9 protein-coding genes and 5 pseudogenes are annotated in these 15,228 nt (G+C 61.8%); 10 read left to right on the forward strand and 4 right to left on the reverse strand.

What is annotated here, in order from left to right; genetic code table 11:
* Positions 1-690 precede the first annotated feature (690 nt).
* The 4 genes from ACMYR2_RS11805 to ACMYR2_RS11820 all read left to right on the forward strand — a co-directional run bounded on the left by ACMYR2_RS11805 (position 691) and on the right by ACMYR2_RS11820 (position 5,023).
* Positions 691-3,819, forward strand: coding sequence for a DUF2309 domain-containing protein (locus tag ACMYR2_RS11805; protein ID WP_416192981.1), 3,129 nt, complete (start codon positions 691-693; stop codon positions 3,817-3,819).
* Positions 3,820-4,135: 316 nt separating this feature from the next.
* Entirely contained in the window at positions 4,136-4,378 is a 243-nt protein-coding gene (locus ACMYR2_RS11810; protein ID WP_416192982.1) for a hypothetical protein, read from the forward strand.
* Positions 4,379-4,481: 103 nt separating this feature from the next.
* Positions 4,482-4,715: a hypothetical protein gene (locus ACMYR2_RS11815; protein WP_416192983.1), complete on the forward strand. Its 234-nt coding sequence runs from the start codon at positions 4,482-4,484 to the stop codon at positions 4,713-4,715.
* Between the two features lie 86 nt (positions 4,716-4,801).
* On the forward strand, positions 4,802-5,023 hold the full coding sequence (locus ACMYR2_RS11820) for a hypothetical protein (RefSeq protein WP_416192984.1): 222 nt from the start codon (positions 4,802-4,804) through the stop codon (positions 5,021-5,023).
* Positions 5,024-5,029: 6 nt separating this feature from the next.
* Here the strand turns inward: ACMYR2_RS11820 and ACMYR2_RS11825 are convergent, their stop codons facing one another.
* Positions 5,030-5,860 carry an ABC transporter ATP-binding protein gene (locus ACMYR2_RS11825; protein WP_416192985.1) on the reverse strand — a complete coding sequence of 277 codons (831 nt, stop codon included), beginning with the start codon at positions 5,858-5,860 and terminating at the stop codon, positions 5,030-5,032.
* Positions 5,857-6,345: pseudogene (locus ACMYR2_RS11830) on the reverse strand (FecCD family ABC transporter permease); the annotation flags it as partial. The gene ACMYR2_RS11825 and the pseudogene ACMYR2_RS11830, both read right to left, overlap by 4 nt.
* 114 nt (positions 6,346-6,459) lie before the next feature.
* Between ACMYR2_RS11830 and istA (ACMYR2_RS11835) the strand changes: the two are divergent.
* A pseudogene (gene istA / locus ACMYR2_RS11835) lies at positions 6,460-7,266 on the forward strand (IS21 family transposase); the annotation flags it as partial.
* A gap of 70 nt (positions 7,267-7,336) precedes the next feature.
* Here the strand turns inward: istA (ACMYR2_RS11835) and tnpA are convergent.
* Positions 7,337-7,765: an IS200/IS605 family transposase gene (gene tnpA / locus ACMYR2_RS11840; protein WP_416192986.1), complete on the reverse strand. Its 429-nt coding sequence runs from the start codon at positions 7,763-7,765 to the stop codon at positions 7,337-7,339.
* 64 nt (positions 7,766-7,829) lie between these two features.
* On the opposite strand from tnpA, the pseudogene ACMYR2_RS11845 reads away from it, so the two are divergent.
* The 5 genes and pseudogenes from ACMYR2_RS11845 to ACMYR2_RS11865 all read left to right on the forward strand — a co-directional run.
* Positions 7,830-8,531: pseudogene (locus ACMYR2_RS11845) on the forward strand (Mu transposase domain-containing protein); the annotation flags it as partial.
* 143 nt (positions 8,532-8,674) lie between these two features.
* A pseudogene (gene istA, locus ACMYR2_RS11850) lies at positions 8,675-10,208 on the forward strand (IS21 family transposase).
* A complete protein-coding gene (istB, locus tag ACMYR2_RS11855) occupies positions 10,174-11,037 on the forward strand; it encodes an IS21-like element helper ATPase IstB (RefSeq protein WP_416192932.1) in 864 nt (287 codons plus the stop codon). The pseudogene istA (ACMYR2_RS11850) and the gene istB (ACMYR2_RS11855) overlap by 35 nt, the downstream one beginning before the upstream one ends.
* Before the next feature lie 5 nt (positions 11,038-11,042).
* Positions 11,043-11,879 (forward strand): IS21-like element helper ATPase IstB, encoded by an 837-nt coding sequence (gene istB / locus ACMYR2_RS11860; RefSeq protein ID WP_416192987.1) that lies wholly within the window; start codon positions 11,043-11,045, stop codon positions 11,877-11,879.
* 74 nt (positions 11,880-11,953) lie between these two features.
* Positions 11,954-12,979, forward strand: coding sequence for an IS110 family transposase (locus tag ACMYR2_RS11865; RefSeq protein WP_416192988.1), 1,026 nt, complete (start codon positions 11,954-11,956; stop codon positions 12,977-12,979).
* Positions 12,980-13,397: 418 nt separating this feature from the next.
* On the opposite strand, the pseudogene ACMYR2_RS11870 reads toward ACMYR2_RS11865, so the two are convergent.
* Positions 13,398-15,203, reverse strand: a pseudogene (locus tag ACMYR2_RS11870) (ABC transporter ATP-binding protein).
* Between the last annotated feature and the right edge of the window lie 25 nt (positions 15,204-15,228).

Raw genomic sequence — 15,228 nt, forward strand, 5'->3', positions numbered from 1 at the left:
GCTTGGAGGACTCAATCCTAGATGACGTTCCAACATAGGCTTGAGCTTTTCGTTTTTGCAATAATGCAATCCATGCGCGATGCGACGATCTCCTCTGTTGTAATCGCGATGGTCGACGAACGACGCAACGTTGAATAAGCGCGACTAATGATGTCGATGCCGATTGCATCAGTAGAAATATTCCGTCGTCTTCGTAATCGCTCATCGTTCTTTCTGAACGCAAGCAAGCGCCATCGGCAAATCCGCAATGCAGGATTGCAGAATAGAAAATGCCAAATCTCCTTAATTTTCGCTGGTTTTATGAATTCCGTAGCTTAAAGCACGACAGCCGTTCGGTGCATGATGACCGAATTGCTATGTCAACAGCCGTACATTGCCGGACGCACCTGGCTTCACATCATCCGCTCGCATACGATACGTCGTCATCGCGATTGCTTCGACGGTCGATGATGTTTCATCAGCTTGCCTTAGGCATGGAATAAACAGATCGAATTTCTGTTTGTCAGCACGTCACCTAAGATGTGGACGTGACGGCTGGTCGCTTCAACCTGAAAACCACCAACCTCTTGGCCGCTTCTGCGTCGTACCGATCACCGGCGGCGTGCGCATGTCGTTCATCTGGTTTCTTTGCGTGGTGATCACCGGCGTTAGCGCCGCTGCTGCAATACCGGCTTCGATCGGAGGATGGTCATGGTGGATGCATTGAACCTCGGCCGGCGTCTGCGGGTGCGCTCGACCGCCTATGTGGCCAGTGAGCTGGTGCCGTTCTTCTGGCCGATGCGTAACTTCATCAGCCGCAATCCGCTGCGCAGACTTGAGAGCATGCCGTTCGAGCAGGCGGTGCGTCGCGGCGCGGAGCTGTTTCACGCGCGCATGTTCCTGCCGCGCAGCGACTACCAGCGCTGGCAGCGCGAAGGCAAGGTGCGGCGGGAGACCCTCGACGAGGAGCTGGGGCGGCGCTCGCAGGATCTGCCTCCGGTTCCGGGCGTCGACTGGCCGCGCTGGCTGCATGCGCAGATGCAGACGCCGCACGACCGCGATGCGGTGGTGCGGGACGCGCGGGCGAAGGATGTCCACGCCGCGCTGCACGGCCATCCGCCTTCCGCGCAGTCCGTGGACGTTGCCGCGCTGCTGCCGGGGCTTGAACAGCGCCTGCACGCGCTCACCCTGCCCGAGGCGGTCGATGCCCTGTGGGGCACCGAGCTCGCCGAGGAGCTCGACGATCTGGTGATCAAAAGCTACCTTGATTTCTTCGACGAAGACCAGTCCGCCTGGCGGATGCCCGGTCGCGAGCGCGGCCTGTTCTCCGCCTGGAGCGAGCTGACGCGGCGCAACGCGCGCATGTTCCTGCGCGGTCTGCACATGCCGCGTATTCTCGACCGCGTGCAGGACGCCGAGAGCGCGGTGGTCTACGTCATGGAGGAGATGGGCATCAGCGCCGACGCCTGGCCGACCTACTTCACCCGCGTGCTCACCCGGCTGCACGGCTGGACCGGCTTCGTGCGCTGGCGCGCCTCGGCCAAGCACTATTATTGGGCGCAGCAGTACCCGGCCGATATCGTCGACCTGCTGGCGATCCGGCTGATCATGGGGCTGGCGCTGCTGCAGGAAAGCGCGCGCCATCGCGGCACGCCGATGCGGCGTGACGAGCTCAGCGCCGTGGTGCGCGAACGCGGCGCGGAATGCGTGCTGCGCCACGCGCTGCACAGCGGCGAGGTGCTGCCCGACTGGGCGCAGCGCATCGACGACACGCTGGCGCGCGGCAACGGCGCCCGCTGCCATGATCTCCTGCAACGCTACTGGCCGTTGTGGCAGGCCCGGCTCGGGCAGCAACAGGCCGCCGCGCTGCGCGAGCTGGCCACCGCCGCGAACGCCGCCGCCGCGCTCGATGCGCTGGCGCCGGAAGACGTCGGGAATCTGTTGCAGGGCCTGCGGGACTTCGCGCCGCAGGAAGGCATGGTGTGGACCCTGGCGATGGAGGGGCAGGCCATCGACAAGCTGCTCACCCAGGTGCAGGCGCCGCAGGATCCGCCGCCCGACAAGCGGCCGTTCGCGCAGGCCTGGTTCTGCATCGACGTGCGATCCGAACCCATCCGCCGCCACCTGGAGCGCGTGGGCGATTACCAGACCTTCGGCATCGCCGGCTTCTTCGGCGTGCCGGTGGGTTTCCTCGGCTACGGCAAGGGCAGCGAAAGCCATTACTGCCCGGCGGTGATTACGCCCAAAAACCTGGTGCTGGAGCTGCCCGCCGCGCTGGACCCCCACAACGAGGATTTCGTCAGCACGCTCGGCCATGCGCTGCACGATCTCAAGAAGTCGGTGCTCTCGCCCTACGTCACGGTGGAGGCGGTGGGCATGCTGTTCGGGCTGGACCTGTTCGGCAAAACCCTGGCGCCCCTGGGCTACAGCCGCTGGCGCAGCCGCATGGATACCGAAAAGCCGGTGACCCGCCTACTGGTGGACAAGCTCAGCCGCGAGCAGGCCGACTCCATCATCCGCACCCTGCAGCGGGCGATGATCGTCAAGGCGCTGCATGACGAACTGAAGATCGAGCGCGAGCGGGTGGATTCCGGCATGATCCGCGAGCTGCGCGAGATCGCGCTGCGCCGCCGCGATGGGCCGACGCGGCTGCGCACGGAGTTCGGCGTGCCGCAGACGCAGGAGGCCGGGTTCATCGACAAGCTGCGCCAAGTCTACGGCGTCGATGCCGACTACGCCAATCATCAGCTCGAGCGGCTGGGACGCATCGGCTACTCGCTCGACGAGCAGGTCAACTACGTGCACACGGCCCTGACCATGATCGGGCTGACCCATACCTTCTCGCGCTTCGTGCTGGTTGTCGGCCACGGCGGCAAGACCGAGAACAATCCTTACGAGGCGACGCTGGACTGCGGCGCCTGCGGCGGCGCCAGCGGCATCGTGAACGCCCGGGTGTTCGCGCAGATGGCCAACAAGCCCGCGGTGCGCGAGCGGCTGGCGGCCATGGGCATCACCATCCCGGAAGACACCTGGTTCATGCCCGCGCTGCATGTCACCACCACCGACGCCATCGAGCTGTCCGACCTCGACCTGCTGCCGCCGCGCCACCTGGTGTATCTGGAACGCCTGCGCAACAGCCTGCGAGCGGCCTCGCGCCTGACGGCGGCCGAGCGCATGCCGAAGCTGTTGCCGGAGGCCAAGTCACTCGAACCGGCGGAAGCCTTGCGCCTGGCGAACCGCCTGGCGGTGGACTGGGCGCAGGTGCGCCCCGAATGGGGACTGTCGGGGAACGTGTACGGCATCGTCGGCCGCCGCGCGCTCACCGAGAACTCGGATCTGCAGGGCGCCGCCTTCCTGCTGTCCTACGACTGGCGCTGCGACCCCAAGGGCCGCCTGCTGGAGAACCTGCTGACGGGACCAGTGGTGGTCGGCCAGTGGATCAATCTCGAATACTTCTTCTCCACCGTGAACAACTCCCGTCTGGGCAGCGGCAGCAAGGTCTACCACAACGTGTCCGGCCGTTTCGGGGTGATGACCGGCAGCCTGAGCGATCTGCGGACCGGCCTGCCGATGCAGACGGTAATGCGCGAGGGACGCCCCTACCACGAGCCGATGCGCCTGATCGCGCTGATCGAGGCGCCGCTGGACTTCGCCGGCGGCGTGCTGCAGCGCGTGGTCAAGGTCAAGAGCCTGGTGCTCGGCGGCTGGATACGCGCCATCGTCATCGACCCCACCCAGGGCTATAAGCCTTTTATCTTCAACAACGGCCAGTGGGAGGAGCGTCCCCCGCTGATCGCTCCCGCCGATCGTCCAACTACACTCGCTCCCGCGGCTGAGTGAAGGTCGCGCGCGCGAAGGCACCATCTCCCCTGCTCTACCGGCGCAGGTTTCATGCTGTCATTCAGCCTGCACGTCGCCGCGCCCGATCATACCGGCCGTGCCGCCACAGAGATCCATTCGCCAACCACATAATGGCAACATCGATTTGCTTGACAGCAATACGATATATCCACGACGCTATACCGCGTGCCATGCAGAAGCGTCTGGCGGAAAACAGGCCAACGCTACGGGTTTAACCATGATTGCTCCTGCTTGTCGGCCAGAATCCGGTGCTGGTCTTGATAGCATCGTCACTCGAATGTCCTGAGATGTGAAAATGAACGATTCAGTGCTTCATGTTACGCTTACGAAGATGTGCGAACTTCACGCCATTGACATACCGCGCAGCGGAGAATTGGCGGAGCATTTCCAACTGGCGTTTCCATCGGCGAGCTATGACGAGGAAGCCGGTGAATGGCGCATGGTTTGGAAAAAGGGAACCTACGCGGAATCCAACGCGCGACTGGAAGCTTTTTTCTCGGAGAGAGGCTTAGCCTTCTCTCATGTGAACAAGTGCTGATGTTTCACCGCGGCTGCCGCCGCACTCATAACAGGCAACAGTGGCGTCAGCGCGGGCTTGGCTGCAGAAGTGATTTCGGAATTCACAGAGTTGGGAGGCTCGAATGCATCACGCTAAGGAGGCGCACAAGTTCGCAAAGCCGCCAAGTCATGCGTTTGCTGTGCCGCGAGACGGAGAGATGGCCGATCTTATCCAGCAAGCATTTCCCGAAGCGTACTTTGATGAAAAGCATCTCGAGTGGCGGATCGACTGGGATGAGCGGCAGTTCCCTACCCAAGGTCAGCGCCTTGACGAGTTTTCGACCAGGCACAATCTTGAAATTTTCCATCGCTATTGATGTGGAAAGAGCCAATCCTCCCGTCTGTCGCCACGTTCAGGCTTGCAGAATCCTATGCTGATCCGCGCCTCAGCACGGTCTCGGCTATGCGTAATCGCCGCGTCGCCGCCATTCCGACGGGCGTGCACCTGTGGGGCAACCGCACCGTCGAAGAATCCCTGACCGTGCTGTGGGCAGCGCAACTCATCCACCCTGATCTGTTCAGGGACTGGGATATCCGGGACGAGGTCGCCACGTTCTATGCGAACTTCTTCAAGAAGCCGCTGACGAATCCGGAAGTTGAGAAAATACTAACTGGCCACCCGTGATTATGTTTACGCGCGAGTTGACTGAAGGCGTGTATCCAACGCGCGCTCCATGGACGGCACAATCACCATCTGACCCTCAACGTTCAGCAGGGTCGAGACCGCAACGCCGTAGAGTGCGCGAATGAGCGATGGCGTGATGATCTGCGCAGGCGGGCCATCCGCCATGATCGCGCCATCGCGCAGCACGACAATGCGGGTCGCCACCCGCACCGCATGTTCAGGATTATGCGTGCTGAACAAAATGGAATGACCGCTGCCTGCCAGATCAACCAGATGATGCAGCAGCCGGACCTGATAGCCATAATCAAGACCCGTCATCGGCTCGTCCAGGATCAGGATGCCGGCGCCTTGCGCCAGCGCGCGTGCGATCAGGGTCAATTGCCGTTCGCCGCCTGAAATCTCTGTATAAGGGCGCGTGGCAAGATGCGTGATCGCGAGCCGCTCCAGGACTTCATCCACGGCCCGATGATCAGCCGCCTGCGGCGCGCGAAAGATACCCGTCTCGGCAAGACGGCCGAGCAGCACCACGTCATGCACTTTATAGGGAAACGGCGCGACATGCGCCTGCGGCACATACGCGATACGCTGCGCCAGGGCGCGGCGCGAAAAGTCGGCCAACGGTTCGCCGCCCAGCCGGACCTCGCCCCGTTCGGGTTTCAGGAAGCCCAGCAGGATCCGAAACAGCGTGCTTTTGCCGGCGCCGTTGGCTCCAAGCAACGCGACGATCTCGCCCGACTTGAGACTGATCGTAATGTCGTCAAGGATGACGCGCGCCCCACGCCGGAAATGCACGGCAAGCGCCTCCAGGCATTCGACAGATAGCGCGGATGTCATCATGTCCATCCCGACCGAGCCCGATGCAGCACGATGATGAAGGCAGGAATGCCAAGCAGTTCGGTGAGAATCCCGATCGGAATTTCCGAGCGCATGATGCTGCGCGACAGGCAATCGGCGCCGATCAGGAAAATCGCTCCACAGAATGCGCTGGTCGGCAGCAGACGGGCATTTCCCGGCCCAAGCGCGAGCCGCACCACATGCGGAACCACCAGTCCGACCCATCCGATCATGCCGGCGAGCGACACCGAGAGCGCGGAGACCAGTGTCGCCGTACCGATGACGCCGTAACGCACCGGCTGCGCCGGAACGCCAAGCGCGCGGGCCTCATCGTCGCCCATCGACAGCGCATCGAGCGCACGACCGAATAGCGAGAGCGCCACAAGACCTCCGACGATCGGAATCATAGCCCAGCGGATCTGCGTCATATCTACCCCGCCGAGACTGCCCATCAGCCAGTACACGATCGCAGGCAACTCCTCATAGGGTGTCATTCGGCCTGCAATATTGACCCTCTAAGCCGGGGGCTCGGCGTCCAAAATTGACCCCCTGAAGGTTGGTCTGTTGCGCTGCCTGCTTTGTAACGAAGCAGGTGGTGGGAGATGCTGGTCGTGGAGACGATTGCGCGGATACGGCGCGAACACTTCATCAAGGGCAAGACGATCAGGGCGATCGCCCGCGACCTTAAGGTGTCCCGGAACACGGTCCGGAAGGTGCTGAGGTCGGGAGAGACCTCGTTCGAGTACGAGCGGCAGGTTCAGCCGTGGCCCAAGCTTGGACACTGGGCATCTGAGCTCGATGTGTTGCTGGCGGCGAACGCGACCAAATCCGCGCGCGAACAACTGACCTTGATCCGGATTTTCGAAGAGCTTCGCGGCCGCGGCTATGACGGTGGTTACGATGCCGTGCGGCGTTACGCCAAGCGGTGGAACAAGGAGCGCGGGCAATCGACCGCGGCGGCCTATGTTCCGTTGAGCTTTGCGGCGGGCGAAGCCTACCAGTTCGACTGGAGCCATGAGATCGTTCTCCTCAACGGCGTGACGGCGATCGTGAAGGTCGCTCATGTCCGGCTGTGCCACAGCCGCATGCTGTTCGTGCGAGCCTATCCGCGCGAGACGCAGGAGATGGTGTTCGACGCCCATGACCGGGCGTTCGCGCTGTTCAAAGGGACCTGCAGCCGCGGCATCTACGACAACATGAAGACGGCGGTGGAGACGATCTTTGTCGGCAAGGATCGCCGCTACAATCGCCGCTTCCTGCAGATGTGCAGCCACTATCTGGTTGACCCGGTCGCCTGCACGCCGGCGTCGGGCTGGGAGAAGGGCCAGGTCGAGAACCAGGTCGGGCTGGTCCGGGAACGCTTCTTCACGCCACGGCTGCGATTCAAAACCCTCGACGAGGTGAACGCTCCACCGGCTAAAGCCGGTGGCTTCGGATTACGGCTGGAAGCCGGATTTGATCGACCCTTCGGGTCGATTGTCAGACGACCTTGAAGTTGTCATCTGGCTCAGGCGGCTTTTGGTCTTCTATGTATTTCTTCCACACTTCATCGGTGACGTTTCCGCTCGAAGCAACCCAGTATCCCCTGCCCCATAGATGCTGCCCCCAGTATCGCTTCCTGAGCGATTGATACTCCGTCAGAAGCTTGTGAGAACTCTTGCCTTTGAGATATTGCACCGCACGAGAGACCGATAGATGCGGTGGGATCGACAACAACAGATGGACGTGATCCCGGTTTATCGCCCCGGCATGAATAACCATCTCATGGCTCAAGGCAATTTCCCGCAACAACGCCCGGGCGCGAAAGCCGACATCCCCGCCCAAAACTGCGAACCGATACTTCGTCACCCACACAATGTGGTATTTGCAGTCCCACACCGTATGACTGCCAGACTTCGCCGTTTGCATCGCCGGATGCTAATGCATCCCGTCGCCTAAAGGCGAGGGGTTTGCGGATCCCAGAAAGGGGACTCTAAACGTCTGGCTGCTCGACAAATGCATCACTTACGCCAAGGCGCATCGCCATCCGGAACTGGCCGATCAGACGATCTGGGACGTGTTCGAAGCCGAGCGCCCCAAGCTCGTTCCCTATGCCGGCCGGTTCGACGGCTTCCACGCGGTGCCGGCGTCTGTCTCCAAGACCTGTTTGGTACGCTTCGACAATAACAAATACTCGGTCGCGGCCAGCGCCGTCGGACGCCCGGTCGAGGTTCAGGCCTAGGCCGACCGCATCGTAATCCGTCAGGATGGACGGATCGTGGCGGAGCATCCGCGATCCTTCGCACGCGGCGAGACGACCTACGATCCCTGGCACTATGTGCCGGTGCTCGCGCGCAAGCCCGGCGCCTTGCGTAACGGCGCTCCCTTCAAGGACTGGGTGCTGCCGGCCGCGATCGAACGGATCCGGCGCAGGCTCGCCAGCACCGACGATGGCAACCGGCAGATGGTCGACATCCTCAATGCGGTGCTGACCGATGGTCTGCCGGCCGTTGAAGCAGCCTGCGCCGAGGCGATCGCTCATGGCGTTCATTCCGCTGACGTCGTGCTCAACATCCTGGCCCGTCAACGCGAACCCGCTCCACCAGCCAACATCCTCACTCCCGCGGCGCTGATCCTGCGCCATGCGCCGATCGCCGACTGTGCCCGTTATGACAGCCTTAGGAGAACCATCTGATGGAACGTACTCAACTGTTCGACCTCATGGGTGTGTTTCGGCGTGGAATAAGGACCCTGTTTTCGGGGTAATCGGCATCCAATCGGGACCCCGGGGCAAGGGTCCACAGTGGCTTCCATCGAGTCATGGAAGCCGAGGTTGGAATGCTGGTGGTGGAGACGATTGCCAAGATCCGTCGCGCCTATTTTGTTGATGGTCGTCCGATCAAGGCGATTTGCCGAGAACTCGGCGTGTCGCGGAAGGTGGTTCGCAAGGTCATCCGTTCTCAATCGACGGAGTTTCGGTACGAGCGAGAGACACAGCCTCAGCCGAAGATGGGCCCTTGGAGTGCCGAGCTTGACCGGTTGCTGGTGGCAAACGAGAGCAAGGCGGCGCGAGAACGGCTGACGCTGATCCGGTTGTTCGAAGAGCTTCGCGGTCTGGGCTATGTCGGGGGCTACGATGCGGTTCGTCGATATGCGCGGCGCTGGAGCCAAGAGCGTGGCGCCTCGACCACCTCGGCCTATGTGCCACTGAGCTTTGCACCCGGGGAAGCCTACCAGTTTGACTGGAGCCACGAAGTGGTCCTGCTGAGCGGGGTCACGGTGATCGTGAAGGCGGCTCACGTCCGGCTCTGCCACAGTCGGATGCTGTTCGTGCGGGCCTATCCGCGCGAGACGCAGGAGATGGTGTTCGACGCCCATGACCGGGCGTTCGCACTGTTCAAGGGAGCCTGCAGGCGCGGCATCTACGACAATATGAAGACGGCGGTCGAGACGATCTTCGTCGGCAAGGGACGCCTTTACAATCGCCGCTTCCTGCAGATGTGCAGCCACTATCTGGTGGACCCGGTCGCCTGCACGCCAGCGTCGGGCTGGGAGAAGGGCCAGGTTGAGAACCAGGTCGGGCTGGTCCGCGAACGGTTCTTCACCCCGCGGCTGCGCTTCAAGACGCTGGATGAGCTGAACGCCTGGCTGCTCGATAAATGCATTGCTTACGCCAAAGCGCACCGACATCCGGAGTTCGCGGACCGAACCATCTGGGAAGTCTTCGAAGCTGAGCGACCAAGGCTCGTCCCCTATGCCGGTCGCTTCGACGGCTTCCATGCCGTGCCCGCCTCGATCTCCAAGACCTGCCTGGTGCGCTTCGACAACAACAAATACTCGGTGGCGGCGAGCGCCGTTGGGCGGCCTGTTGAAGTCCAGGCCTATGCGGACCGCATCGTAATCCGCCAAGACGGCCGGATCGTTGCCGAGCATCAACGATCATTTGGCCGCGGCGAGACGGTCTACGATCCCTGGCACTATGTGCCTGTCCTGATGCGCAAGCCCGGCGCCTTGCGCAACGGGGCGCCCTTTAAGGACTGGGTGCTGCCGGCTGCGATCGAGCGTGTGCGGCGAAAGCTTGCCGGCGCCGATGACGGCAATCGGCAGATGGTCGACATCCTCAACGCGGCGCTGACCGACGGTCTGCCAGCAGTTGAGGCCGCCTGCGCCGAAGCGGTCGCTCACGGCGTTCATTCCGCTGATGTCGTGCTCAACATCCTAGCTCGGCAACGTGAGCCGGCGCCACCAGCCAACATCATGACGCCGGCCGCACTGACGCTTCGCCATGCGCCGATCGCTGATTGTGCCCGCTACGACAACCTCCGGAGGACCAACTGATGGAACGAGCCCAAATCTTCGATCTCATGGGTGAGCTCAAGCTCTACGGAATGAAGGCCGCCTTCGACGAGATCATGGTGACCGCCATCAAGCGCCAGCATGAACCTCAGCGCATCGTCGGCGACTTGCTCACGGCCGAGATCAGCGAAAAGCAGGCGAGATCGATCAAGTACCAGCTCACCATCGCCAAGCTTCCTCTCGCCAAGGACATCGCTGACTTCCAGTTCGACGGCACGCCGATCAACCAGACACTTGTCAATGATCTCGCCGGCGGCGGCTTCATCGCCCAGCAACGCAACGTCGTGCTGGTCGGCGGTACCGGCACCGGCAAGACCCATCTGGCCATCGCCATCGCCAGGAGCTGCATCCGCTCCGGTGCCCGCGGGCGCTTTTACAACGTCGTCGACCTCGTCAACCGTCTCGAAAGCGAGACCCGCAACGGACGTCAGGGCCGGCTCGCCGAACATCTGACCCGGATGGACTTCATCGTTCTCGACGAACTGGGTTACCTACCGTTCGCTCAATCCGGCGGCCAGCTTCTGTTCCACCTCATCAGCCGGCTTTACGAGCGCACATCCGTCATCGTCACCACCAACCTCTCCTTCGGAGAGTGGCCCAGCGTGTTCGGCGATGCCAAGATGACCACTGCGCTGCTCGACCGGCTGACCCATCACTGTGACATCGTAGAGACCGGTAACGACAGCTGGAGATTCAAAAGCCGCGACGACGATCAAACAACCCGCGCTCGCACCGTCTCCGCAATCCCGGCCAGCTCCGACGCTGCGAGCGCTACCAGCAAAGCTCGCCGATCAAAGGGGGCCCTTTTGGACGCCGATGGAGGGTCCCGTTCCAACGCCGATTGACACTCATGGGTGAGTTGAAGCTCTATGGCATGAAAGCTGCCTTCGACGAGATCATGGCGACCGCCATCAAGCGCCAGCATGAACCCCAGCGCATTGTCGGCGACCTGCTCAACGCCGAGATCAATGAGAAGCAGGCCCGCTCAATCAAGTACCAGCTCACCATCGCCAAGCTGCCGCTGGCCAAGGATCTCGCCGACTTCCAGTTCGACGGCACGCCGATCAACCAGACGCTCGTCAACGACCTCGCCGGCGGCGGCTTCATCGCCCAGCAACGCAACGCCGTGCTCGTCGGCGGTACCGGCACCGGCAAGACCCATCTGGCCATCGCAATCGCCAGAAGCTGCATCCGCTCCAGCGCCCGCGGTCGCTTCTACAACGTGGTCGACCTCGTCAACCGCCTCGAGATCGAGACCCGCAACGGACGACAAGGTCGTATCGCCGAGCATCTGACCAGGATGGACTTCATCGTCCTCGACGAACTCGGCTACCTGCCGTTCGCTCAATCCGGCGGCCAGCTCCTGTTCCATCTCGTCAGCAGGCTCTACGAGCGCACGTCCATCGTCGTCACAACCAATCTCGCCTTTGGCGAATGGCCAAGCGTGTTCGGCGACGCCAAGATGACAACCGCGCTGCTCGACCGGCTCACCCACCACTGCGACATTGTCGAGACCGGCAACGACAGCTGGCGATTCAAAAGCCGCGACGACGATCACGCCACCCGCGCTCGCCTCGTCTCCGCAATCCCGGCCAGCTCCGACGAGTCGAGCGCTATCAAACCACGCCGCGCAAAGGCGTCAAAATTGAACGCCGATACGGGGTCAAATTTGCGAACGATGGCGTAATTGCGGTCAGCGCTCGGGCACGAGAGCTCCGTTATCGTCTACCTCTCGCAATCAAACGATTCGGAGGAGCTGTCATGCGGCAATACGTCGGGCTAGATGTCTCGCAGAGAGAGACTGCGGTTTGCGTAGTCAATGAGACGGGTGAAGCAATTTTTGAAGGAAAGGCCAAGTCTCATCCTGGAGATCTGTCAAAGTTACTTCGTAAACATGCGCCACTGGCGGAGCGTATCGGCTTTGAGACGGGCGCAATGGCGAGCTGGCTTTGGCATGAGCTTCGTAGGGTCGAACTCCCCGTCGTTTGCATCGATGCAAGGCATGCACACGCAGCACTATCGGTCCGCATGAACAAAAGCGATCAGAACGATGCTCGGGGCCTTGCCGAACTGGTGCGGGTTGGTTGGTTTCGAGAAGTCAAAATCAAGAGTGAGAAGAGCCAGAAGGTTCGAGCTATCCTCGTGGCGCGATTCCGCCTTGTGTCCATACGCCGGGATATCGAGAACCAGGTCCGCAGTCTGATCAAGGAGTGTGGGTTGCTATTCCCTCGCGCCATTGGCCAACAGTTCCGTAACCAGGTTGGCGAGCTATTGGGCGAAGATCATCAACTCCTCAGCGTGATCGCGCCGCTCTTGTCGATTCATGAACTCATCTGCCAGCAGCAAAGCAAATTTGACGACGAGGTCCGCCGATTGGCGAAGTCGGACGAGACGACGCGTCGCCTGATGACAGTTCCTGGTGTCGGCGTGGTCACCGCCTTGACGTTCCGCCATACGATCGATGACCCGTCTCGCTTCCGATCGGCCTCGACAGTCGGCGCCTATCTCGGCCTCACACCTCGGCGCAACCAATCTGGTGAGACTGACACTAGTGGCAAGATATCCCGATGGGGCGACAGGCTCCTCCGAACGTACCTTTACGAGGCGGCGACCGTTCTGCTTTATCGAACAAAGAAATGGTCCTCCCTCAAAGCCTGGGGTATGAAACTTGCGAAGCGGATCGGCATGAAAAAGGCAAAGGTTGCTATCGCCCGCAAGATCGCTGTCATCCTCCACTGCATCTGGGTCGACGGCACATCATTCGACTGGGGCAACGCGCCGGCCTGACCTTATTTTGCAAGTTCCTGGCCCGGTCCGCCGGGCTGGCGATGTCCCGCTGGGACGGTGGTCGTGGTGACCTCGGTCAATCGGCTGGTGGCGGCTCGTCCGCACCCCGTTGCAAACGATGAGGCGCCCGATCCGGACATCATCATGAGGCGCTTGCGACCTCGGAAAGGACCATGACCCCAGCGACGGGCAACTGATCGCATTGAAGCCAGGTGACAGCTAATCGGCCCACTATACGAGTTGGCTATCGATCCACCAGCCGCGCTCGCCCCGTCTGCGCAACCCGGACCTGCTCCGTCGGGCCGAGCGTTACCACTTTGCCGAATGGCTTCAAAAAGAGAGTTGACAACAACCCGCAATTAAAGGGCCGATTGACACAACAGCCTCGGATGCGGCCAAAGCCTGTAGAGATTGCCGATCATTGCTGCGCTCCCATGTGCTGGGCGGCCCACAGGCGCGCGTAGAGCCCGCCCTCGTCGAGGAGCGCTTCATGCGTGCCCCGCTCGATGACACGCCCCTGATCGAGGACCAGGATCTGGTCGGCACCCACGATCGTGTGAAGCCGATGCGCGATAACGATCAGAGTCTTTCCGCGCGTCAGCTCGGCCAGCGCTTCCTGAACCGCGACCTCGCTGTCCGGATCCAAGGAAGCCGTAGCCTCGTCCAGCACCACGATCGGAGCGCGGGACAAAATGGCGCGTGCAATGGTCAGGCGCTGCCGCTCACCTCCGGAAAAGCCTGTGCCTTCCGCCCCCAGCGGCGTGTCAAAGCCATGCGGCAATCGCTCGATGACGTCTTCGATCCGAGCCGACCGCGCGGCGGTTCGGACTTCCTCGTCACTGGCGTTCGGGCGGCCGATCCGGATGTTTTCCGTTACGGTGTCGCGCAGCAGCACAACGTCCTAGAACACGAGCGACATCGAAGACAGCAATGTCGCAGAATCCATCGAGCGCAGGTCGACGCCGCCGATCCGGATTGCTCCACCCGTTACATCGTAGAAGCGGGGAAGCAGGCTCGCGATCGTCGTCTTGCCCGCACCGGAAGGACCGACAATCGCCGTGACCGTCCCGGGCTCGCAGACGGCTGAAAATCCAGCGATGGCGTCGGTCTTCCCGTCATAAGAGAAGCGAACATCATCAAACTCGATGCCGTAGCCATCCGGCCGAAGTGGTTCGACAGCTTCGGGCAATGGCTCGCGCGCCAGCAGGCTTTCGATGTGAGCAGCGGAGACACGGCCCTTGCGCAGCCCTTGCGATCCTTGAATCGCGGGCGTGATTGACGTCGGCAGGCCAATCCCGACGATCAGGAATGGAAGAAGCGAGCTTGCATCCAATTGACCGGCGGCAATCAGCGGAAGGCCCACGATCATCACCGCGCCGAGAACCGTCATTTCCGATGCGAGAAGTCGTGAAGCAGCCGAGCTAAGCCGCGTCTCCAAGACCCAATCGCGCATCGCGAGCTTGTATTCGAGGACCGCGTCGGCAAACCGATCGAGCACTTTGCCGCTGGTGCCGAACGCCTTCACGACGCTGATCCCATCGGCATATTCAACGCTGGCTGCGCTGATTTTCTCTTCGGCAGCAATCAGACGGAGTATGTGGTGGGTCATCGACCGCATCGCGATGCGGTAAAAGATGACCATCGAGGCCAGCACCGCGGCCGTTACAATCGTCATTCGCCAGTCAACCGAGGCGAGGTACACAAGACCTGCGACGATCGCGATCGAGGCGCCGATCATTTCTCCGAGCGCATGGGCGATAAGCTGATGCATCTCTTCGAGATCATCGGTCATCGCCTTTTTGACGGCGCCCGATCCTCGAGCGCGAAACCAACCAAGGGGTAGTTGACCGAGATGTCGGATGAGCCTGCTGCGGATGTGATGCAGCACTTCCGCGTCGGCATAGTGCCCGATACGGGAGGACAGAAAGACAAGCACCAAGCGGGTTGCTGCACCGGCGGCACCGATCCCGACCCATACCCAAGCGACGCCTGCCACCGACGCTGAGTTGTTTGGCGGAAGAACGGCACGAGCCAATTCGGCCACAGCGATGTACGGCACGAGCCCGGCACCGGCCGCAATCGCCGACAATGTCGCGCAGATGGCGAGGTGGAAGCGAACCGGCCTCAACAGCCGCGCAAGCGGCGCCAATCCTGGAAGCCGCTGCTTCCCCGACGCTTGAGGATCCGCCGAAACCGAGCTTTCCTCAATCTGAACAGACCCCATTCCCTACTCGCCTTCCGCCTGCACA

Source organism: Nitrobacter sp. TKz-YC01 (assembly GCF_047824785.1).
GTDB lineage: Bacteria > Pseudomonadota > Alphaproteobacteria > Rhizobiales > Xanthobacteraceae > Nitrobacter.

What these genes read in the sequence shown, in the direction of transcription:
- istB (WP_416192932.1), top strand. Translation starts at nt 10,174, where the DNA reads ATGGAACGAGCCCAAATCTTCGATCTCATGGGTGAGCTCAAGCTCTAC.
- ACMYR2_RS11815 (WP_416192983.1), top strand. Translation starts at nt 4,482, where the DNA reads ATGCATCACGCTAAGGAGGCGCACAAGTTCGCAAAGCCGCCAAGTCAT.
- ACMYR2_RS11820 (WP_416192984.1), top strand. Translation starts at nt 4,802, where the DNA reads ATGCGTAATCGCCGCGTCGCCGCCATTCCGACGGGCGTGCACCTGTGG.
- istB (WP_416192987.1), top strand. Translation starts at nt 11,043, where the DNA reads ATGGGTGAGTTGAAGCTCTATGGCATGAAAGCTGCCTTCGACGAGATC.
- ACMYR2_RS11825 (WP_416192985.1), bottom strand. Translation starts at nt 5,860, where the DNA reads ATGATGACATCCGCGCTATCTGTCGAATGCCTGGAGGCGCTTGCCGTG.
- ACMYR2_RS11805 (WP_416192981.1), top strand. Translation starts at nt 691, where the DNA reads ATGGTGGATGCATTGAACCTCGGCCGGCGTCTGCGGGTGCGCTCGACC.
- ACMYR2_RS11810 (WP_416192982.1), top strand. Translation starts at nt 4,136, where the DNA reads ATGAACGATTCAGTGCTTCATGTTACGCTTACGAAGATGTGCGAACTT.
- ACMYR2_RS11865 (WP_416192988.1), top strand. Translation starts at nt 11,954, where the DNA reads ATGCGGCAATACGTCGGGCTAGATGTCTCGCAGAGAGAGACTGCGGTT.
- tnpA (WP_416192986.1), bottom strand. Translation starts at nt 7,765, where the DNA reads ATGCAAACGGCGAAGTCTGGCAGTCATACGGTGTGGGACTGCAAATAC.